Source organism: Bordetella sp. 02P26C-1, assembly GCF_009763255.1.
In the GTDB taxonomy this organism is placed as follows: Bacteria; Pseudomonadota; Gammaproteobacteria; order Burkholderiales; family Burkholderiaceae_B; genus Bordetella_A.
The window spans coordinates 113,899-133,945 of sequence record NZ_WSJB01000025.1 but is presented as its reverse complement, the minus strand read 5'-3'; the positions used below and the strand labels follow the sequence as shown (position 1 = coordinate 133,945).

Genomic DNA, 20,047 nt, shown 5'->3' with positions numbered 1-20,047 from the left:
TTTACTCGGCCGCGTCAGACATGAAGCTGAGCTTGGCATAACGGAAGAAGCTGCCTGCGGCGGCGGTGACGGCCAGTACCAGCCCATGACGCCCGTCGAGAAAGCCTCGGCGGATCAGGTAGATACGGATAAAGGTCCAGAATCCATGACCAAGCGCCGAAAATATGGTTGCACGCTTGCCACGGGCGTACATCATGGCTGCCGCATCGGAAGAGTAACGATTCACCTTGTTGATGAGCGCGTCCAGATTGTCGTAGGGATAGTGCTCGAAATAGCCGTTCAGGCGCAAAACCTGCCCCTGAGGCACGACGCGTTCGTGAACAGCCGCATCAGTGAATCGCGCCGTGCCGTGTTTGAATAGTCGTAGCACGTGGTCCGGCCACCAGCCGCTATGCCGGATGAAACGGCCACAGAAATCCGACAATCGCGCGATCTCGTAGGCATCCGCCTGCGGATTCGTCAGGACTTCTTGTATTTCTCGCGCCAGATCGGGTGTCACGCGTTCATCGGCATCGATCGATAACACCCAGTCGCCGGTCGCGAGATCGAGCGCGCGGTTTTTCTGCGGGCCGAATCCGGGCCAGTCGTCGGTCACCAACACCGTGGCGCCGAAGTCGCGCGCCAGCGCCACGGTATTGTCGGTACTGCCGGAATCAACCACGATGAATTCATCGGCAAAGGCCACCGATTCCAGGCATCCCACAATGTGGCGGGCCTCGTTCTTGGTGATGATGATGACCGAGAGCTTCATGCGCGGTTCCTCATGCGTCTTTTCCACGCTTTCCACGCGTGGTAGCGCGGCCCGATCACGGGATGGCGCGACATCCAGATACGTCGGTTCAACCACGAGCCGCCCAAATTACGGACGGCGAAACGGTAAATATGCTCGGGGTCGGTGCCGGGCAAGTTCTGTCCCAGCGCATCGGTGGTGTAGAGGTATTTGAAACCGGCCTCGCGCGCGGCCTCGACGTAGTCGACGTCGAAATAACCTTGCGGCCAGCACAGATGGTCACTCACGCCGCCGAGCTCGCGCACCAGCGCGGCGCGAGAATCGGCCAGTTCTTTGGCGATGTGGGTGCGCTTGGCGGCCACATCGGGTCCGCATTCCTTGTCCCAGCGCGTATGGGTATGGGTATGTGAATGCACTTCGAAAGTGCCGGCCTCGATCATGGCGCGCACCTCGCTCCAACGCAACATGACTTCGTCGGTACGCCCCTCGGCGACGAGACGTTTGCTTTCATGATGGTCGGGTGAGCGCGGCACAGGCTTGCCCTGCCCTGCATGGGGACGCACTTCGCCCTCGCCTGCCCAGCCGGTAATCAGAAACAGGATGGCCTTCATGCCATAGCGCTGCAGGATCGGATGGGCGTAGGTCCAGTTGTTCAGATAACCATCATCGAAGGTGATCAAGACCGACTTTTCCGGCACGGAGCCGCCAGCCAAATACTGCGCCAACTGTTCGGTGCCCAAGGCGGTATATCCGGCGCGTGCGAGGCCGGCGATCTGCTGCTCGAACACCTCGGGCGTGACAGCGATCATGCCCCCGCAGGGGCTGACATGGTGGTACATCAATACCGGGATATTCGGTGCGTTGGACATGATGGTCGGTGGTGTGAGGAGCTGGCTGGATTGGTGACTCGGGCTCGATCAGCCGCGGCGCTCGGCCAGCCATTTGCGATAGATGGCCTCGGTGTTTTCAGCCAAGCGTGCCGGCGAGAATACGCCCTCTTCCCAAACCATGCGACGACCGGCTTCGCCCATCCGATGGCGCAAATCAGGATCGTCGATCAGGCGCTCCAAGGCGCCACGCAGGGCGCGCTCGTCGTGCAGGGGCACGAGGATGCCGGTTTCGCCATCGCGCATCATTTCGGACACGCCTCCGACGTCGGTGCCGATGACAGGTAAACCGGCGGCTTCGGCCTCGACGAAAACGGTACCGGAGGCCTCCTGCTCGGTCGCCAGCGCGAACAGATCGAATCCGGCCAGCAGATTCGGCACGTCGCGGCGCGTGCCCATCAGATGGATGCGCTGTTGCAGGCCTAGTTGTTGAATATAGGCCTGGGTGTTTTCAAACGTCGGCGAACCCGAACCGACAAAGACCATGTGCAGATTAGGGCGCGTGGCCATCAGCGGACGGATGGCATCGATCAGGTTTTTATGGCCCTTGGCGGCGCGCATGACCGCGACGCAGCCGACCACGATGTCGTCTTCGGACAGCCCAAGCTCGCCGCGCAAGGTCGAATGCTCAACAGGCGGAGGCAGAACCACTGGGGAATACAAGGTGGCGGTATGTTCAGCGGGCACGCCACGGCTGATCAAGTACCGTCGAACGTATTCGCTAACGGTGGTGACGCGATGCGGCAGCCAAGTGTATGACAGCAACGAGCCGACTTTGCTGGCCAAGTGGCGGGTACGGACAATGAGCGGCGTGCCGGCCAGGCGTCCTGCGGTGCCCGCGATCAAGGTGTCGATGCGGCTATGCGTGTTGACCACGTCGTAGCGGCCTTCCACAAGAATACGCCGGACCGTGACGACGCCTCTGAGGTATCGCACCAATCCGCCCATGGGCACGGTGTGCACCGTAAAGCCGGCTTCACGCAGGCGCGGAACCAGTTGCGCCTGCGGCTGGCACAGGGCTTCGACGTGATGGCCGCGTGCGCGCATGGCGTGCATCTCTTTGAAGATGCGATGTTCCTGGCCGCCGAAGGCGACAGCCGCTTCGGTATGAAGAATACGTAACGGTTCCATCAGTAAGTCACCTCTACCCCATCGGGGTTCGCCCAGGATGCCAGATTTTCCAGCAGCGTATCGGCCATGCGCACGCGCCAGTCTTCGCCCAGCCGCACGGTGCATTGGTAATGATCACGCGCGTAGACGATATCGACGGGTACGCCCGGAATGCCGTTTTCGGGTTCGGCGCGGAACGGATTAAGCAGTTGGTAAAGCCGCTTTGCGTCAGCCTGACCGTTGAGCTTGATGCGCAGCGCCTTGGCGCGCGCCTCGCGCGCGAGCTGCAAATCATAGAGCTGTTCGGCGACGATGCGCATGCCGCCGGAATAGTCGTCGTTGCTGACTTTACCCTGGACGATGATGAGCTGGTCTTCGCGCAGACGGGCGCGATGTTTTTCGTAGAGCTCGTTGAAGACGGATATCTCGAGCTGAGCGGTGCCGTCATCCAATACAGCAAACACCATTTTGCCGCGCCGGGTCATCATGGTGCGCACGCCGGCAAGCACGCCGCACATCCATTGCAGATCACGCTGCGGCTCGATGCGCGCCAGAGGCATCGGTACGATGCGGCGCACTTCGTCGCGCCAGTGATCGAAGAGGTGGCCGCTGAAGTAGTACCCGAGAGCGGCCTTTTCTTCTGTCAGCTTGGTGTGGAGGTTCCAGGGCGCGACCTTGCTGAGCTCGCCGGCCACCACCTCGCCGCTATCATCACCAAATAGCGAGGCCTGGTTGGCGCTGCGCGCGGCTTGCTCGGCGGCTTCCATGGCGGTGCCGACCGATGCCAGCATGGCGGCGCGGTTAGGCTCGATGGAATCAAACGCGCCGGCACGGATCAGTGCCTCGATCGTGCGACGGTTGACCGCGTGTTTGTTCACGCGGCGGCAGAAATCGAACAGGTTGGTGAACGGACCATCGGCTTCGCGTGAGCGCAGAATCTCCTCGACGGCGCCCTGGCCGGTGCCCTTGACGGCCCCCAAGCCGTAACGCATTGTGCGCGGCGGCTTGCCCTGGGCGGTGTATTCGTCCTCGACCGGCGCGAAACGGTAGCCCGAGGCATTGACGTCCGGCGGCAACACGACCACGCCATTGTCCTGCGCGTCGCGGCAGAACACCTGCACCTTGTCGGTGTCGTCCATGTCGGAGGACATGGTGGCGGCCAGGAACTCGGTCGGGTGATAGGCTTTGAGCCAGGCGGTTTGATAGGCGATCAGCGCATAGGCGGCCGAGTGCGATTTGTTAAAGCCGTAGCCCGCGAATTTTTCCATCAAGTCAAAGAGCTTGATGGCGAGATCGGGGTCGTGGCCTTTTTCTTTCGCACCCTTCTCAAAGAGCTCGCGGTGCTTGGCCATTTCCTCGGGCTTTTTCTTGCCCATGGCGCGACGCAGCAGGTCGGCGCCGCCAAGCGAGTAGCCCCCGATGATCTGCGAAATCAGCATCACCTGCTCTTGGTAGACGATGACGCCGTACGTGCTTTTGAGCGTGCCTTCCAGATCGGGGTGGAAATAGTCGACCGCGGCGCGGCCGTGCTTACGGTTGACGAAGTCGTCCACCATGCCGGATTCGAGCGGGCCGGGACGATACAAGGCCAGCATAGCGATGATGTCTTCGAAGTTGCTGGGCTTGAGCTTTTTCAGCAGCTCCTTCATGCCGCGCGATTCCAGCTGGAATACGGCGGTCGTGTTGGCGTCGCAGAGGATTTTGTAGGCGGCCGGATCGTCCAGCTCCAGCGCCATGATGTCGAAATCGCGCTTGGTGGGGTTGAATTGGCGCACGTAACGCACTGCCCAATCCAGAATGGTCAGGTTGCGCAAGCCTAGAAAGTCGAACTTGACCAGGCCGGCTGCCTCGACGTCGTCTTTGTCGAACTGGGAGACGGCACTGTTTTCTTGGCCCGGCTGGCAATACAGCGGGCAGAAGTCGGTGAGCTTGCCCGGGGCGATGAGAACGCCGCCCGCGTGCATGCCGATGTTGCGGGTCAGCCCCTCCAGCGGACGGGCCAGATCGACCAGCGCGCGGACTTCTTCTTCCTGCTCGTAGCGCTCCTTGAACGCCGGTTCGTCCTTCAAAGTACGGTCCAGCGACCACGGGTCAGCCGGGTTGAAGGGAATGAGCTTGGATAAACCGTCGCAGAACAGATAGGGCATGTCCAGCACCCGACCGGCATCGCGTACCACCGCCTTGGCGCCCAGCGTACCGAAGGTCGCGATCTGGCTCACCGCATCGCGACCGTATTTCATCTTTACGTAGTCGATGACGCGTTCGCGATTGTCCTGACAGAAGTCGATATCGAAGTCGGGCATCGAAACGCGTTCCGGGTTCAGGAAGCGCTCGAACAGCAAGTCGTAACGAATAGGATCGAGGTCGGTAATGCCCAGCGCGTAGGCCACCAGCGAGCCCGCGCCGGAACCCCGGCCGGGGCCTACCGGCACGCCGTTTTGCTTACCCCAGTTGATAAAGTCCTGAACGATCAGGAAGTAGCCGGGAAAGCCCATCTGGATGATGGTTTTGCATTCCCAACGCAGGCGTTCGTAGTATTGATCCCGCTTGGACGCGCGGACTTCCGGGTCGGGGAACAAAAACGCGAGACGCTTTTCCAAGCCCTCTTCGGAAAGTTGAACGAGATAATCGTCCAAGGAAACGCCGTCCGGCGTGGGGAAATTGGGCAAGCGCGGCTTGCCTAACACCAAGGTCAGATTGCAGCGCTTGGCGATTTCTACCGTGTTCTCGATCGCGGAAGGCACGTCGGCGAACCGGCGCGCCATTTCCTCTGAGCTAAGCAGGTATTGTTCTTTGGTGAACCGGCGCACCCGGCGCGGGTCCGCCAAAATTTCGCCTTGGGCGATACACACCCGCGCCTCGTGAGCCTGGAATTCAGTCGCATCGAGAAACTGCACGGGGTGCGTGGCGACGACCGGCAAGCCAGCCTCCGCCGCCAGGCGCATGGCAGCCTGCGTATAGGCTTCGTCGCCATCGGCGCCGCTGCGTTGCAGCTCGATATAAAACGAGCCTGGGAACATCTGTCCCCACTGCCGTGCCAGCGAAAGCGCTGTCACGGCATTGCCAGCGTCCAAAGCATGCCCGATATCGCCCGCGCGGCCGCCCGACAGCACGATCAGGCCCTCACGGCCATTGAGCCATTCGCGGCGGATCTCGGCGCGGCCACGTCCCTGATTCGTCAAAAACGACTGAGTCAGCAGTTCACAGAGGTTAAGGTAACCCTGGTGGTTGCGAACCAGCAGCAGCAGGCGAAACGGCTTGTCGGGATCCTCGTCATTCGTCAGCCAGACGTCGCAGCCCGCGATGGGCTTGACGCCCTTGCCGCGCGCGCCTTTGTAAAACTTGATCAGGCCAAAAATATTAGACAGATCCGTGAGTGCGACAGCGGGCTGACCAAACTGAGCAACACGCTTGATCAGGTCAGGGATACGCACAATGCCGTCCACCACCGAGAACTCGGAGTGGACGCGCAGATGAACAAAGGCAGGCTTGGGGATGACGGCTTCAGACATCCCAGAATTGTACCTAGTCGGGCAGGGTCGGGGCGGCAGCTGTGTAGCGGCCCTGGGCGATGTCTGCGAGGGCGGGAAGGGAAGACGCGATACGTTCGCGACGTGTTGCGATATCGTCGTGCGCGCTCAGTATGCCTAGCTCGCGCCTATCAGCCTATCAGCGCACCATCTGGATCCACGATTTGAGGTCGAACGGTTCTTCGGCTGGCTCAGCGCTCGTCGCGGTTGCGGCCGTCTCTTGCGCGCTCTTGGTCACGACGGTCGGCACAGGAGAGGCTTGTGAAGCAAGCGTTTGAGCCACGATGTCGGCCACGTCCTCAAGCACGTCTTCGATGCGAGCTTGGGCGATACCCTGTTCGATGGTGACTTCGTCGACGATCTCGTCCAGGCGACTTTCCACGGTGGTCCGCGCAGGGACAACCGTCTCGTCGGCAAAAATTTCCTCGACAGGTTCCTCGGGCTGGCTGGCCGCCTCGGCCTCTGCTTTCGCGTTTTCGGCTTGAATAACGCGCTCTTGAATGGTGTTTTCGCCGAAGATCGCTGGCGTCCAGGCTTGCACAACATTGCGCGCGTACTCGGCCATCTCCGACAGGGTCTCCCAGGACAGCGTGCAGGCCTTCAGCAGATCGGCGCGAAAGCCGTCTCCAAAAATTGCGCCGAAAGCGGCCAACAGCTCGGTGCTCGATTTTTTCAAGACCGGGAGAACGCTATAGTCGTCGTCATCAGCGCGGGCCTGCTCCTCGGCAATCTGCATGGGTGTCTTACCGTAGATGTCCTGCGCGTACTTGTCGGCCCCGGCGGCGACGAGTTCGGGCACGATAGGGCAGGTGCCGTTCATCACGGCGTAATGCAAGGCGGTGCGTCCTTCAGCATCCTTGGCATTCAAGTGCACACCGTGGCGGCACAGGTAACGTACTTGATCCTCCGCGAGTGGATTCTCCGCGCAATACATCAGTACGGACTTCTCATTTGCATCCCTAGCGTTAGGGTTGGCGCCCCTGCGCAGCAACGCGTCGGTCAGCTCGGGCTGCGAGGTAAGCGAGACAGACAGCAGCAACGGTGTGCGTTGTTTTGCGTCCGGTTGATCAATAAGTTCCTGCGGCACCATATTAATCAGCGCCACCCGAACCTCTTTACTGAGGGACATTTTGGTTACGCTGGTCAGATAGACTGGCAGTGTTCTGCCTTGTGTGTCCGTTGCGCAAAGTGCGTCTTTCTTAATCTGGTTATTTTTTAGCCAGCCTGCGATCAACTCGTTGTCTTCCTTGAAGATCGCATCAAATAGATCGGCGCCGGTCACGGCAGGATATGCCGCAGCCTGCGCGGCGGGATTCATTTTGGACTGCACGCCGGGATACGTTTCGGCCTGCAAGCCGAGAGGCATTTCGGCCTGCAAACCGGACATCTTCGGTCCATCCGGCTGCGGCAGCACGCGAGACAAATAATCGTGCGAAAAGGCGGGTTTGATAGAAACACCCATGAATTCTCCTGGTTGGTTGGGGTTGGTTGGGGTTGGTGGGTCGGTCGACACCGTGCAATGCATCCTGAGTGACATTCACCCCCCCGTAGTTCCAGGCAACTGGCGCCTTCCCGCCCGCCGTCGGCGCCAAACAGCCAGCTATGAGAAAATGTCCTATTTTCTATTTCTGGCTCGCTGGAGCTTTGCATCATGAAATGGCTGATCCCCGGAATCTGGCTGGCCGCCATCCTGTTCGCGCACTTCAGAGGCCGCGTACGCCTGCGCCTGTCGCGGCAATTGCTGGACCAGTCCGTGCTGCTCGCGCCGGTCAATGCGTTTATGGTGCTGTGCTCGCGGGTGCCGACCACACCCTATTTGCCTACGCGGGAAATCCCGGAACTGAAGGTGCTGGATGACAATTGGGAGGTCATCCGCGACGAAGCCCTGAAAATGGCGGAACTGCGCCGGATCAAGGCGGCGGAGAAGCACGATGACATCGGCTTCAACTCGTTTTTCAAATACGGCTGGAAGCGTTTTTATTTGAAATGGTATGACGCCCGGCATCCCTCGGCCGAAGAATTATGCCCGCGCACTGTCGCCATTCTGAAAAGCTTGCCCAAGGTCAAAGCAGCCATGTTTGCCGAGTTGCCACCGGGGGGCAAACTGAACAAACATCGAGATCCGTTTGCCGGTTCATTGCGCTATCACCTGGGATTGGCCACGCCCAACGACGACCGTTGCCACATCATTGTGGACGGCGAAACGTATAGCTGGCGCGATGGCGAAAGCGTGGTGTTTGACGAGACGTATGTGCATGAGGCGCATAACCAGTCGGAAGCCAATCGCATCATCTTGTTTTGCGATGTAGAGCGTCCGCTGAAATGGCGCTGGGCCGAGGCGTTCAACCGCTGGTTTGGCCGCGTCGTGATGTCTGCAGCGAGCTCGCCGAATGACGCGAAGGACCAGACAGGCGCCATCAATAAGCTGACCCACGCGCACTGGGCACTGGATCAAAAGCGCAAGCAGTTCAAGGCGTGGAATCGTACGGTATACAAGATCACCAAGATCGCGTTGATCGTCCTGGTGGTGGCGGCGTTTCTCGCGATGTGACCGGGTAAAAACAGGCGGCGAGGCCTTTGCTGTGGTCTATGCAGTTGTCATCGCCTCGCGCTTGGCCACGGCCAGCCGCTTAGCATTCGACGATATTGACCGCCAGCCCGCCACGCGCGGTTTCCTTGTATTTGGTTTTCATGTCGGCGCCGGTTTCGCGCATGGTCTTGATGACGGAATCCAGCGAAACGTAGTGCTGACCATTGCCTCGTAGTGCCATGCGCGCCGCGTTAACCGCTTTTACGGAAGCCATGGCGTTGCGCTCAATACAGGGAATCTGCACGAGGCCGCCGACCGGGTCGCAGGTCAGGCCCAGATTATGTTCCATGCCGATTTCGGCTGCGTTCTCGACTTGCTGCACGGTTCCGCCCAACACCGCGGCGAGCGCGCCGGCCGCCATGGAGCACGCCACGCCGACTTCGCCCTGGCAGCCAACCTCGGCGCCTGAAATCGAAGCGTTGTATTTATAAAGCAGCCCGATGGCCGCCGCAGTCAGCAGGAAGTCGCGAATACCGTGAATATTGGCGCCGGGCACGAAGCGGTCGTAGTAATGCATGACCGCCGGGATGATGCCGGCGGCGCCATTGGTGGGCGCGGTGACGACGCGACCGCCCGCTGCATTTTCTTCATTGACCGCCATGGCGTAGAGGTTGACCCAATCCATTACCGACAAAGGGTCAGCAAGCGTGCGTTCAGCGCGTAGCGTCAGGCTGCGGTAGAGTTCAGGCGCACGGCGGCGCACCCGAAGTGGCCCAGGTAGATCGCCATCGGCCTCGGGATGGTTAATGCCACAGCCGCGGCTCACGCAGTCCTGCATCACCTGCCAGATGCGATCGAGTTCGCGGTGTACCTCGGCCTCGGTGCGCCACACCAGCTCGTTACGCATCATCAACTGAGCGACCGTGCAGGATTCGGCCTCACACATCGCGAGCAGCTCGCGACTGGAACGGAAGGGAAAGGGAAGCTTATCGTGCGCCGCGATGACCTGGCTGTTAGGCGCACCGGCGGTGACGACGAATCCGCCGCCCACTGACAGATAGCGGGATTGCCGTAGCGACTGTCCATCGCGATCGAGGGCATGGAATATCATGCCATTCGGGTGCTCGGGCAAGGCCTCCCGGCGATAAAAGAGGATATGGTCCTTTTCGATAAACGGGACCGGATGCCGGCCCAGCACAGAGAGCGACTTGCTCGTGCGTACCGCTTGCAACATGCCCGCAATGGCTGAAGGATCCACCGTGTCTGGCGCCTGCCCCATCAGTCCCAGCATAACGCCTTTGTCGGTGCCGTGACCCTTACCCGTGGCCCCCAACGAGCCATAGAGCTCGGCACGAACCGTGGCGGTACGCGCCAGGAAACCGTCACGCTCGAGCCCCTGTGCAAAGAGCAATGCGGCGCGCATGGGCCCGACTGTATGGGAACTGGACGGCCCAATGCCGATTTTGAAAAGGTCAAACGTCGATACCGCCACGACACACCTCGAAGTAACAAGTTGCCTATCATACCCAGTGCGGCGGCGAAAGACACCCGCCAAATCCCGCGTCGTGCGATGATTCGGGTGACGTATCGGCCGGGAACACCCCGGCCCTCGGTTTCATGGAATTTTTAGGTTAATTATGTCGGGACTCATTGCCCTACTCGATTTCGCAGGCTATGTCGCTCTGTTGTTATGGGGCGTGCACATGGTGCAGTCGGGCGTGCAGCGCGCGTTTGGCGCGGCGCTGGGCGCGGCGCTAGGTCGAGCGTTAGGGACGCGGCTGCGTGCATTCACCACAGGCCTGGGCATCACGGCAGCCTTACAGAGCAGTACAGCGACCGGTCTGATGATCACGGGTTTCGCCGCTGGCGGTCTGGTCGGGTTGGCGCCTGCTTTGGCGGCCATGCTGGGCGCAAACGTCGGCACGACCCTGATCGTGCAGGTGCTTTCTTTCGACCTGACGCAGCTCGGACCGATATTGATTCTGGTTGGGGTGTGGATGTTCCGTCATTATCCGGCCGGACGCGCGCGAGATCTGGGGCGGGTGTTCATTGGGTTGGGGCTATTGCTGCTGTCTTTGCACCAGCTGGTTGAGCTGTTCTCGCCGCTGCAGGACGCACCGCTCTTCGGTCTGATCCTGGGCGCGTTGGCCAGTCAACCGGTGGCCGCCGTGTTGTTGACCGCAGCATTGACGTGGGCCGCACACTCTAGCGTGGCCATCGTGGTGCTGACCATGTCGCTTGCCGATAACCATCTGGTGACGCCCGCGATGGCATTGGCCATGGTGTTGGGCGCCAATCTGGGCACAGCGATTAATCCCATGATCGAAGGAGTCACGGGCGACGATCCTGCCTCGCGTCGCTTGCCCTTGGGTAATCTGCTCACCCGCATCCTAGGGGTGATTGTCGGGCTGCTGCTGCTGCCTTGGCTGCCGGACTGGATGCATGCGATGGGAGGCAATGACGCCCGACTGGTGGCGAATTTCCACACCGTCTTCAACCTTGCGATCGCGTTGGTGTTCTTGCCATTACTGACGCCATACGCGGCGTTGTTGACCCGTTGGCTGCCCAAACGCACGGATCCTAATGATCCCTCGCGACCGCAGTATCTGGACGAATCCGCCCATGATGTTCCCGCGGTTGCTCTGGGCAACGCCGCTCGCGAGGCATTACGTATGGCCGACATGCTGCAGACTCTATTGCTGTATGCGCGTGCCGGGTTCAAACGCGATAACCGCCATCGGATGGTGCAGGCCAGACAGCTCGACAACGCCGTGGACAAGATTGAAACCGCGATCACCACCTATCTCGCGCAACTAGACCGTGAGAACATGACCCGGGAAGACGCCCAGCGTATGGAGGACATCCTGGCCTTTGCCACAAATATTGGCCATGCCGCCGATATTACGCACCATGGCCTGCTCACGCACATCAACCGACTGCGCAAACAAGGATGGACGCTGTTGCCAGAGCAGCGAGAGCGGCTCGACGCGACCCTGGTGCAGCTGATCTCCAATCAACGTCAAACCGCGGCGCTGTTCATCAACGAAGACATCCCGCAGGCGCGTGAACTGGCAGGCGAGAAGTCGAGATTTCGCCGGATGGAAATCGAGGAGTCCGAGGCCCATCTGGAGAAGATCAAATCCGGCCAGATTGACGCCGCCGAGATCGGGTCGCTGTATCTGGACATTTTGCGCGACATGAAGAGCATCAACTCGCACCTGGTGGGCGCAGCGGCGTATCCGCTTCTGGCCCGGCACGGCGAGCTTCTGCCCAGCCGTTTGCGCGAAGCCAACGATTGAGTGGCGTCGGGTTCCCTAGGGGAAGCCCGACGATTGACCGCTCTACAGGTAGCGCTGGAACCACGCCAACATGCGCTGCCAGCCGTCGCGTGCATCGACCTCGCGGTACATGGGCCGATAGTCTGCCAGGAAGCCGTGGTCTGCCTGCGGGTAGATCACGATTTCCGAGGCGCGCGCGGCCTCGTTGCCCTGGGCCAGCTTGTCGCGCAGCGCGTCTAGCGTGTCCAGCGGGATGCTGGCATCTTGCCCGGCATACAGGCCCAACACCGGCGCATGCGTTTGCGCGGCGACATCCAACACTTGCTCTTTAATGAGCGGACCATGACCGGTAGCGACTTTGCCGTACCAGGCAACGCCTGCTTTGACCTTGGAGCTGTGCGCGGCATACATCCACGTCAGACGGCCACCCCAGCAGAAGCCGGTGACACCTACCCGCGTTGCATCGGCGCCTTGCTTCCCAGCCCACTCGATACAAGCGTCGAGGTCGGCGTAGACTTGATCGTCCGGGACTTTGGCGACGATTTCCGAGATCAGTTTCGGGATGTCTGTGTAGGTCGAAGGGTCGCCCTGGCGTTGGTAGAGCTCGGCCGCCACCGCGAAATAGCCTTCTTTGGCCAGGCGACGACAAATATCCTTGATGTGCTCGTGTACGCCGAAGATCTCCTGAATGACCAGTACGACCGGCGCATTCTTTTTCCTCTGCGGGGCCGCATAGTAGGCTGCGATCGTGCCGTCCTTGACAGGCAGATCGAACATGCCTTGTTCCAGGCCTGTGCTATCGGTGTGAATCGTGGTATCCCTGGGCTGGCCAGCCGCGGGCGCAAAACTCATGACGACACTCCTATGCTAATGACGCCGCCGACACGGCGGGCCTCAGCTAGAAATGTAGTTGACCACGGCGGCTAGCGCAATTTCCAGTCATGCCGGCGAACCCTTTAGCGAGGCCGGTGCCCGTCGCGATGTTCATGTGCGTGGTCGTGATCGTGGTCGCTGTGCTCGATCTGGTGGAGATGGCCATGGTCGTGATCATGGCCATGCCCGTGATCATGTCCGTGATGCATGAATGAAGTCACGCCATAGATAAGCACCACGCCAATCGCTACGAGGATCAGTTGAGGCCCTGCCTCGCGAAGCGACCCACGTTCGTGCATTTGCGGAATCAGGTCGGCGACCGAGATATAAAGAAAGCTGCTGGCGGCAACAACCAGTACGTACGGAATAATCGTCTGTGCTTGCTGCAAGACCGTGTAGCCAAGCACGCCACCGAGGGCGGTACACAGGCTGGTGAACAATATCAAGAGAAATGCCTTGCGGCGAGCGATGCCGGCATTGAGCAGCACCACGAAGTCGCCCAGCTTATGTGGAACCTCATGCACGATGATGGAGGTGGCGGTCAACACACCGAGGATCGGATCGGTGAGAAACGCCGCGGCCACCAGCACGCCGTCACACAGGTTATGCAGTGAGCTGCCGACCAGGATCAACACCCCACCCCGCCCCGCCTCATGGCGATCGTGACCATGATGATGGTGATGGCCATCCCCCTCGTGATGATGGCTATGGCGCAGCAGCGCAATTTTCTCCAGGACGAAAAAACCCAAAATGCCGGCGAGCAAAAGCGCAAACAGCGTATGCGCGTCGGCCTCGGAAGTCTCGAATGCCTCGGGCAGCAAATGCAGCAAGGCGACAGAGAGCAGCACGCCCACTGACAGGCTCACCATGTGATGGAGATACTTGCTGAATACGCGGTAGGCCAGCCAGCTGGCGATCAATACAGCGATCAGGCCGCCGGCGATGGTCGCCAGCAAGATCCAAACGAGCAACATGGGGAGGTAATGAGGAAGCGTAAAGTAATATTATATCATTACACTTTAACGCCTCCCACTACGCGTTAGTGCGCCTGTTCCCAGTTGGCGCCCACCCCGACTTCGGCCACCAGCGGCACGCGCAGCGTTGCTACACCACACATGAGCTCTGGCAAGCGCGCCCGAACGACATCAAGCTCGTCTTCCGGGGCCTCAAGTATCAATTCATCGTGAACCTGCATGATCATGCGGGTCGCGAGTTTTTCAGCACTGAGCCAGTCTTGCACGGCGACCATGGCCATCTTGATCAGGTCGGCCGCGGTTCCCTGCATGGGGGCGTTGATCGCCGCGCGCTCGGCACCCTGGCGGCGCGGTCCCGAGGCCGCGCGAATGTCCGGCAGTTGCAATCGACGACCGAACACGGTTTCGACATAGCCTTGCTGACGGGCCAATTGACGGGTGGTTTCCATGTATTGGGCAACCCCCGGGTAGCGAGCAAAGTAGCGATCGATATAGGCTTGCGCAGCGTCGCGGGTGATGCCAAGGTTGGACGCCAGCCCGAACACCCCCATGCCGTAGATCAGGCCAAAATTGATCGCCTTGGCCGCGCGGCGTTGCTCGGAGCTGACGTCGGCCAGCGCTACGCCAAAAATCTCGGATGCCGTGGCGCGGTGAATATCCTCGCCCGCCGCGAATGCCTGCTGCAGATTCGCGTCATCGGACACGTGGGCCATGATGCGCAATTCGATTTGTGAATAGTCCGCGGAGACAAGCAAGCCTTTTTCCGCGACGAACGCCTCACGCACGCGGCGCCCTGCCTCGGTGCGCACCGGGATGTTCTGCAAGTTGGGATCGGAGGATGCGAGTCGACCCGTGATGACGGCGGCTTGCGAATAATGGGTGTGCACGCGTCCGGTACGCGCGTTGATCATGCGCGGCAGCTTGTCGGTGTAGGTCGACTTCAGCTTGGAAATGCCGCGATATTCCAACAGCACCTGCGGCAAAGGATAGTCCTGAGCCAGTTTGGTGAGCACCTCTTCGTCAGTAGACGGCGCGCCGCTTGCGGTCTTACGCACGACCGGCAGCTGCATGCGGCCAAAAAGGATTTCGCCAAGTTGCTTGGGCGAATTCAGATTGAAGGGCTGACCGGCCAACTCGTAGGCGCGTTGCTCGAGGGTGAGCATTTCCTGGCCTAGGCGATGACTCTGACGGCCGAGCTCTTCGGCATCGACTTTGACGCCATTGCGTTCAATGATCATCAGCACGCGCGAGACCTCAATCTCTAGCTGATAGATACGCTCCAGCCCCGCATCAGCGGCCACGCGGGGACGCAAGGCGTTATGCAGCTGCAGGGTGAAATCGGCATCTTCGCAGGCGTAGTGGCCAGCCTTATCCACGGCGACCTCGTCAAAGCAGATTTGCTTGGCGCCTTTGCCGCAGAGTTCTTCGTAGGTGACGCCGCTGCGGCCGAGATAACGTTGCGCCAGATCCGCCATGCCCACGGTGCGGTGAGATTCCAGCACGTAGGCTTGCAGCATCGTGTCGTCTTGAATACCGGCAAGCGCAATGCCCTCGTTGGCGAACACGTGCGCATCGTATTTCGCGTGATGCAGCAACTTGGGCTTGGCGGGGTCTTCGAGCCAAGCGCGCAGGCGTTCGAGCACTTCGGCCTTGGGCAACTGTTGAGGATGATCCGGGCCACGGTGCGCCAGCGGGATATAGCAGGCCACGCCGGGTTCGACGGACATAGAGACACCAACGAGACTGGCCTGCATTTCATCGAGCGACGTCGTCTCGGTATCCAAGGCGACAAGGGGCGCCTCGGCGACCAGCGCCATCCATTCGTCAAAAGCCGGCCAGCCGGCAATGACTTGATAACGCAACTCAGCCGGGGCGGCTGGGGCCTCGGCGATGACGCGGGCGTCGCCTTCCGGGACGCGTTGCGTGTCGCCGGTGACTTCGCGTAGCCAGGTACGAAAGCCATAGGTTTCATATAGCGATTGCAACGTGGCGACATCGGGCTGTTTGGGCTCCAGATCCGTGAACGATGCAATATGGCCGGTGAGGTCACAGTCGCACTTGACGGTCAACAATTGACGCGTCAGCGGGAACATCGGAATCGCCTCGCGCAGATTGTTGCCCGCCACGCCCTTGATCGTGTCGGCCTGCGCGATCAGCGCGTCGATCGTACCGAATTCGGAAAGCCATTTAACGGCGGTTTTCGGGCCGACCTTGGTCACGCCGGGCACGTTGTCCACCGTATCGCCAATCAGCATCAGATAGTCCACGATGCGCTCGGGCGGGACGCCGAATTTGTTCTGTACACCGGCGACATCGAGCACTTCGCCGCTCATCGTGTTGACCAGCGTCACGTGCTCGTTGACCAGTTGCGCGAGGTCTTTGTCCCCGGTCGAAACGATGGTGTGGATTCCCTGCCCTGCGGCCTGGTGCGCGAGGGTGCCGATGACATCGTCGGCCTCGACGCCCTCGACGGCCAGCACGGGCCAGCCCAGGGCCCTGACCGCGCGATGGATGGGCTCGATTTGTGCTGCTAGGTCCTCGGGCATGGGCGGACGGTGCGACTTGTAGTCCGAATAAAGGTCGTCACGAAAGGTACCGCCCCGGGCATCAAAAATGCAGGCTGCGTAATCTGCCTTATGATCGGAGACGAGCTTGCGCAACATATTCACGACACCATAGAGCGCGCCCGTAGGTTCGCCTTGCGCATTGCGCAAATCGGGCATAGCGTGGAAAGCGCGGTACAGATAACTCGAACCGTCTACCAGTAATAAGGTTTTCTTCATGGTTAAAAAGGCAGTAATAGAGACGCCCGCCGGCAAGCAGATACCGGTGATTATGTCAGAGATACAGACGGCGGCCGAGCAACTGGCCGATCTGGGCCCCGCCGTCAGTCTCTTTGGCAGCGCGCGTACCAGTCGAGGTTCACCGCATTATGAAACGTGCGAAGCGATTGCACGCGCACTGGCGAAAGCCGGTTTTGCCGTGATCGCCGGTGGCGGCCCAGGCATCATGGAGGCCGCCAATAAAGGCGCGTACGAGGCCGGAGGTACCAGCGTGGGGCTGAACATCAGTCTGCCTCACGAGACCACCAACAATCAATATCAGACGATCAGCTTGGGTTTCGAGTACTTCTTCTCGCGCAAGGCCACGTTTTTCATGCACAGCTTCGCGTATGTCGCGTTGCCAGGCGGCTTTGGCACGATGGATGAGTTGTTCGAAGCGTTGACGCTCATCCAGACTGGCAAGGTGCCCCCTGCCCCCATCATCCTGGTCGGGCGCGAGTACTGGGCGGGCCTGGTCGACTGGCTCAGCGATCAAATGCTGGCCAACGGCATGATCGCCGCCCATGACTTGGAGCTCTTCGTCATCGAAGACGACCCTGAAATGGTGGTGCAACGCGTGGTGGAATTCCACGAAACCCAGCGTAGCGACGAACAGTACGCGCCTTCGCTGCCGGCATGACGCGATCCGCGCCATAAACGAAACTGGCCGACGCGGCGGGTGAGCCGCGTCGGCCAGTTGGCTTCAATCGCTTACGCGATCAATGTGGCTGAGATCAGGCCGCGTTTTCGCGCGCAGCGCGACGACGCTCGTGCTCTTGCAGGTGACGCTTGCGCAGACGGATCGACTTGGGCGTGATTTCGACCAACTCGTCGTCGTCGATGAATTCCACGGCGTATTCCAACGACATCTGAATCGGCGGAACCAGGCGCACGGCTTCGTCGGTGCCGGAAGCACGCACGTTGGTCAGCTGCTTGCCCTTGATCGGGTTGACGACCAGATCGTTGTCGCGGCTATGGATACCGATGATCATGCCTTCGTACAGCGCCTCGCCGGGGCTGACGAACATACGGCCACGGTCCTGCAGCTTCCACAGCGCGTAGGCCACGGCATCGCCGTTGTCCTGGCTGATCAGCACACCGTTGCGACGCTCGCCGATGCTGCCTTCGCGCATGGGGGCGTATTCGTGGAAGATATGGCTCATCAAGCCAGTACCGCGCGTCAGCGTCAGGAACTCGTTCTGGAAGCCGATCAGGCCGCGAGCGGGGATCAGGTATTCCAGACGCGTACGACCACGGCCATCGGGCTGCATGTCTTGCAGATCACCCTTGCGGCGGCCGAGTTCTTCCATGACGCCACCTTGGTGCGCGTCTTCGACGTCAATGGTCAGGGCTTCGAACGGCTCGCATTTCACGCCGTCGATTTCCTTGAACACCACGCGGGGACGCGACACAGCCAGCTCGTAGCCTTCGCGACGCATGGTTTCGAGCAGAATCGTCAGGTGCAGTTCGCCACGACCCGAGACTTCGAAGACGGTGTCGTCGCCGGTGTCACGCACGCGCAGGGCCACGTTGGACTTGAGCTCACGCTCCAGACGATCGCGCAGTTGACGGCTGGTGACGAATTTGCCTTCGCGGCCGGCCAAGGGCGAGGTGTTGACCATGAAGTTCATGGTCAGCGTGGGCTCGTCAATGCGCAGCATGGGGAACGGTTCGAGGCGGGACGGATCCATCACGGTGCAACCGATACCGATGTCTTCGATACCGTTGATCAGCACGATGTCGCCGGCTTCGGCTTCGGAGACCTGTTCACGCTCCAGACCTTTGAATTTAAGGACCTGGTTGATGCGGCCCTTGCCGGGCGTGCCTTCGGGACCGAACTGGAATGCAACATCCATGCCGGGACGGATGCGGCCACGGTTGATACGGCCCACGCCGATCTTACCCACGTAGCTGTTGTAGTCCAGCGAGATGATCTGCATCTGCAGCGGACCATCCGGATCGTCTTCACGTTGCGGGACGTGCTTGAGGATGGCGTCGAACAAGGGGCGCATGTCGCCCTCGCGCACGTCGGGGGTCAGGCCAGCGTAGCCGGACAGGCCCGAGGCGTACACCACCGGGAAGTCCAATTGCTCTTCGGTCGCACCCAGCTTGTCGAACAGATCGAACGTGGCATTGATGACGAAGTCAGGACGCGCACCCGGACGGTCGACCTTGTTGACCACGACGATGGGCTTCAAGCCCATGGCCAGTGCCTTGCGGGTCACGAAGATGGTCTGGGGCATCGGGCCTTCCACCGCGTCGACCAGCAGCAGCACGCCGTCGACCATGGACAGGACGCGTTCGACTTCACCGCCGAAGTCCGCGTGTCCCGGGGTGTCAACGATATTAATGTGCGTGCCTTCGTATTCGACAGCGCAGTTCTTGGCCAGAATGGTAATGCCGCGCTCTTTTTCCAGATCGTTCGAGTCCATGACCCGTTCGGTCACGGCCTGGTTTTCGCGGAAGGTGCCGGATTGGCGTAGCAGCTGGTCAACCAGGGTTGTCTTACCGTGGTCGACGTGAGCAATGATGGCGACGTTGCGCAGGGCGCGAGTCATAGGGGGTCCTTTAAAGTCGGTGTGGCGGGCAATAAGCCAGCCGGCAATTCATTTAGTGCGAGCAAAGCCTGCTTCGGGTCAGTCATGGCCTGCAGAGCTTCGAGTGAGACGGCGCGATCCAGCGAAAACGGCCCGACGTGCGTGCGCCTGAGCGCCGCCAGGTGGGCATAACACCCGAGTGCCCGGCCGATATCTTGCGCCAGGGTACGTATGTACGTGCCCTTGCTGCAGGCCACATCGATCTCGGCCCGGCTGCCTTCCAGCGATAACAGGTCGATGCGGTAAATCTTCACTTCACGCGGCGGACGTTCCAGCTCGATGCCCTGACGCGCGTATTCATAGAGTGGCTTGCCATCGCGCTTTAGCGCCGAGTACATCGGCGGAATTTGCTCGATGATGCCTTGGAACCGTGACAACACTTCTAGCAGTGCCGCCTCGTTGACCTTGACCTCGCCCTCGGCGCGCGCCGTGACGATGCCGGTCAAATCGCCCGAATCGGTTTCCTCGCCGAACTGCAGCGTGGCCCGGTAGGCTTTATCCGCATTGAGCATGGCACCGGAAATTTTGGTGGCACGCCCCATACAACAAACTAATAAACCGGTGGCGAACGGGTCCAGAGTCCCCGTGTGTCCCGCCTTGGCGGCATCCATGCTGCGCTTGGCGCGCTGCAGTGCGTGATTGCTGGACAAGCCCACGGGTTTGTCTAGCAACAGGACACCGTCGAGCGCAAGCCCGCGTCGTTTTGCCATCGTCGA

General features: G+C 60.5%; 14 protein-coding genes. 3 read left to right on the top strand and 11 right to left on the bottom strand.

All coding sequences use genetic code 11. The features are described from left to right. Position 1 precedes the first annotated feature (1 nt). The 5 genes from GOQ28_RS15525 to GOQ28_RS15505 all read right to left on the bottom strand — a co-directional run bounded on the left by GOQ28_RS15525 (position 2) and on the right by GOQ28_RS15505 (position 7,770). On the bottom strand, positions 2–751 hold the full coding sequence (locus tag GOQ28_RS15525) for a glycosyltransferase family 2 protein (protein ID WP_160357113.1): 750 nt from the start codon (positions 749–751) through the stop codon (positions 2–4). Beyond that, positions 748–1,599, bottom strand: a complete 852-nt coding sequence (locus GOQ28_RS15520; protein ID WP_160357112.1) for a polysaccharide deacetylase family protein — start codon at positions 1,597–1,599, stop codon at positions 748–750. The genes GOQ28_RS15525 and GOQ28_RS15520 overlap by 4 nt, the downstream gene beginning before the upstream one ends. 48 nt (positions 1,600–1,647) lie before the next feature. Further along, positions 1,648–2,748, bottom strand: coding sequence for a glycosyltransferase family 4 protein (locus tag GOQ28_RS15515; RefSeq protein ID WP_160357111.1), 1,101 nt, complete (start codon positions 2,746–2,748; stop codon positions 1,648–1,650). Then, positions 2,748–6,239, bottom strand: a complete 3,492-nt coding sequence (gene dnaE, locus GOQ28_RS15510; protein ID WP_160351168.1) for a DNA polymerase III subunit alpha — start codon at positions 6,237–6,239, stop codon at positions 2,748–2,750. The genes GOQ28_RS15515 and dnaE overlap by 1 nt, the downstream gene beginning before the upstream one ends. A gap of 157 nt (positions 6,240–6,396) precedes the next feature. Next, a complete protein-coding gene (locus GOQ28_RS15505) occupies positions 6,397–7,770 on the bottom strand; it encodes an ankyrin repeat domain-containing protein (protein WP_160357110.1) in 1,374 nt (457 codons plus the stop codon). Between the two features lie 138 nt (positions 7,771–7,908). Here GOQ28_RS15505 and lpxO point away from each other — a divergent pair, with 138 nt between their 5' ends. Then, positions 7,909–8,808: a lipid A hydroxylase LpxO gene (gene lpxO / locus GOQ28_RS15500; protein WP_160351166.1), complete on the top strand. Its 900-nt coding sequence runs from the start codon at positions 7,909–7,911 to the stop codon at positions 8,806–8,808. A gap of 79 nt (positions 8,809–8,887) precedes the next feature. On the opposite strand, the gene GOQ28_RS15495 is transcribed toward lpxO, so the two are convergent. Then, positions 8,888–10,279 (bottom strand): L-serine ammonia-lyase, encoded by a 1,392-nt coding sequence (locus GOQ28_RS15495; RefSeq protein WP_160357109.1) that lies wholly within the window; start codon positions 10,277–10,279, stop codon positions 8,888–8,890. A 145-nt stretch (positions 10,280–10,424) separates the two neighbouring features. Here GOQ28_RS15495 and GOQ28_RS15490 point away from each other — a divergent pair, with 145 nt between their 5' ends. After that, entirely contained in the window at positions 10,425–12,086 is a 1,662-nt protein-coding gene (locus GOQ28_RS15490; RefSeq protein ID WP_160357108.1) for a Na/Pi cotransporter family protein, read from the top strand. A 42-nt stretch (positions 12,087–12,128) separates the two neighbouring features. On the opposite strand, the gene GOQ28_RS15485 is transcribed toward GOQ28_RS15490, so the two are convergent. The 3 genes from GOQ28_RS15485 to polA form a co-directional block, all read right to left on the bottom strand. Next, positions 12,129–12,917, bottom strand: a complete 789-nt coding sequence (locus GOQ28_RS15485) for a dienelactone hydrolase family protein (RefSeq protein WP_160357107.1) — start codon at positions 12,915–12,917, stop codon at positions 12,129–12,131. A 104-nt stretch (positions 12,918–13,021) separates the two neighbouring features. Beyond that, positions 13,022–13,912: a ZIP family metal transporter gene (locus GOQ28_RS15480; protein ID WP_160357106.1), complete on the bottom strand. Its 891-nt coding sequence runs from the start codon at positions 13,910–13,912 to the stop codon at positions 13,022–13,024. A 65-nt stretch (positions 13,913–13,977) separates the two neighbouring features. Then, positions 13,978–16,695, bottom strand: coding sequence for a DNA polymerase I (gene polA / locus GOQ28_RS15475; protein WP_160357105.1), 2,718 nt, complete (start codon positions 16,693–16,695; stop codon positions 13,978–13,980). 52 nt (positions 16,696–16,747) lie between these two features. Between polA and GOQ28_RS15470 the strand changes: the two genes are divergently transcribed. Then, positions 16,748–17,374 carry a TIGR00730 family Rossman fold protein gene (locus GOQ28_RS15470; protein ID WP_160357124.1) on the top strand — a complete coding sequence of 209 codons (627 nt, stop codon included), beginning with the start codon at positions 16,748–16,750 and terminating at the stop codon, positions 17,372–17,374. 94 nt (positions 17,375–17,468) lie between these two features. Here the strand turns inward: GOQ28_RS15470 and typA are convergent, their stop codons facing one another. Both typA and truB read right to left on the bottom strand, forming a co-directional pair. Then, positions 17,469–19,292 carry a translational GTPase TypA gene (gene typA / locus GOQ28_RS15465; protein WP_160357104.1) on the bottom strand — a complete coding sequence of 608 codons (1,824 nt, stop codon included), beginning with the start codon at positions 19,290–19,292 and terminating at the stop codon, positions 17,469–17,471. Beyond that, positions 19,289–20,041: a tRNA pseudouridine(55) synthase TruB gene (gene truB, locus GOQ28_RS15460; RefSeq protein ID WP_160357103.1), complete on the bottom strand. Its 753-nt coding sequence runs from the start codon at positions 20,039–20,041 to the stop codon at positions 19,289–19,291. The genes typA and truB overlap by 4 nt, the downstream gene beginning before the upstream one ends. Between the last annotated feature and the right edge of the window lie 6 nt (positions 20,042–20,047).

Coding starts and splice junctions, on each gene's coding strand:
- GOQ28_RS15485 (WP_160357107.1), bottom strand. CDS start 12,917: ATGAGTTTTGCGCCCGCGGCTGGCCAGCCCAGGGATACCACGATTCAC.
- lpxO (WP_160351166.1), top strand. CDS start 7,909: ATGAAATGGCTGATCCCCGGAATCTGGCTGGCCGCCATCCTGTTCGCG.
- GOQ28_RS15525 (WP_160357113.1), bottom strand. CDS start 751: ATGAAGCTCTCGGTCATCATCATCACCAAGAACGAGGCCCGCCACATT.
- GOQ28_RS15520 (WP_160357112.1), bottom strand. CDS start 1,599: ATGTCCAACGCACCGAATATCCCGGTATTGATGTACCACCATGTCAGC.
- typA (WP_160357104.1), bottom strand. CDS start 19,292: ATGACTCGCGCCCTGCGCAACGTCGCCATCATTGCTCACGTCGACCAC.
- GOQ28_RS15490 (WP_160357108.1), top strand. CDS start 10,425: ATGTCGGGACTCATTGCCCTACTCGATTTCGCAGGCTATGTCGCTCTG.
- truB (WP_160357103.1), bottom strand. CDS start 20,041: ATGGCAAAACGACGCGGGCTTGCGCTCGACGGTGTCCTGTTGCTAGAC.
- GOQ28_RS15480 (WP_160357106.1), bottom strand. CDS start 13,912: ATGTTGCTCGTTTGGATCTTGCTGGCGACCATCGCCGGCGGCCTGATC.
- dnaE (WP_160351168.1), bottom strand. CDS start 6,239: ATGTCTGAAGCCGTCATCCCCAAGCCTGCCTTTGTTCATCTGCGCGTC.
- polA (WP_160357105.1), bottom strand. CDS start 16,695: ATGAAGAAAACCTTATTACTGGTAGACGGTTCGAGTTATCTGTACCGC.
- GOQ28_RS15515 (WP_160357111.1), bottom strand. CDS start 2,748: ATGGAACCGTTACGTATTCTTCATACCGAAGCGGCTGTCGCCTTCGGC.
- GOQ28_RS15470 (WP_160357124.1), top strand. CDS start 16,748: ATGTCAGAGATACAGACGGCGGCCGAGCAACTGGCCGATCTGGGCCCC.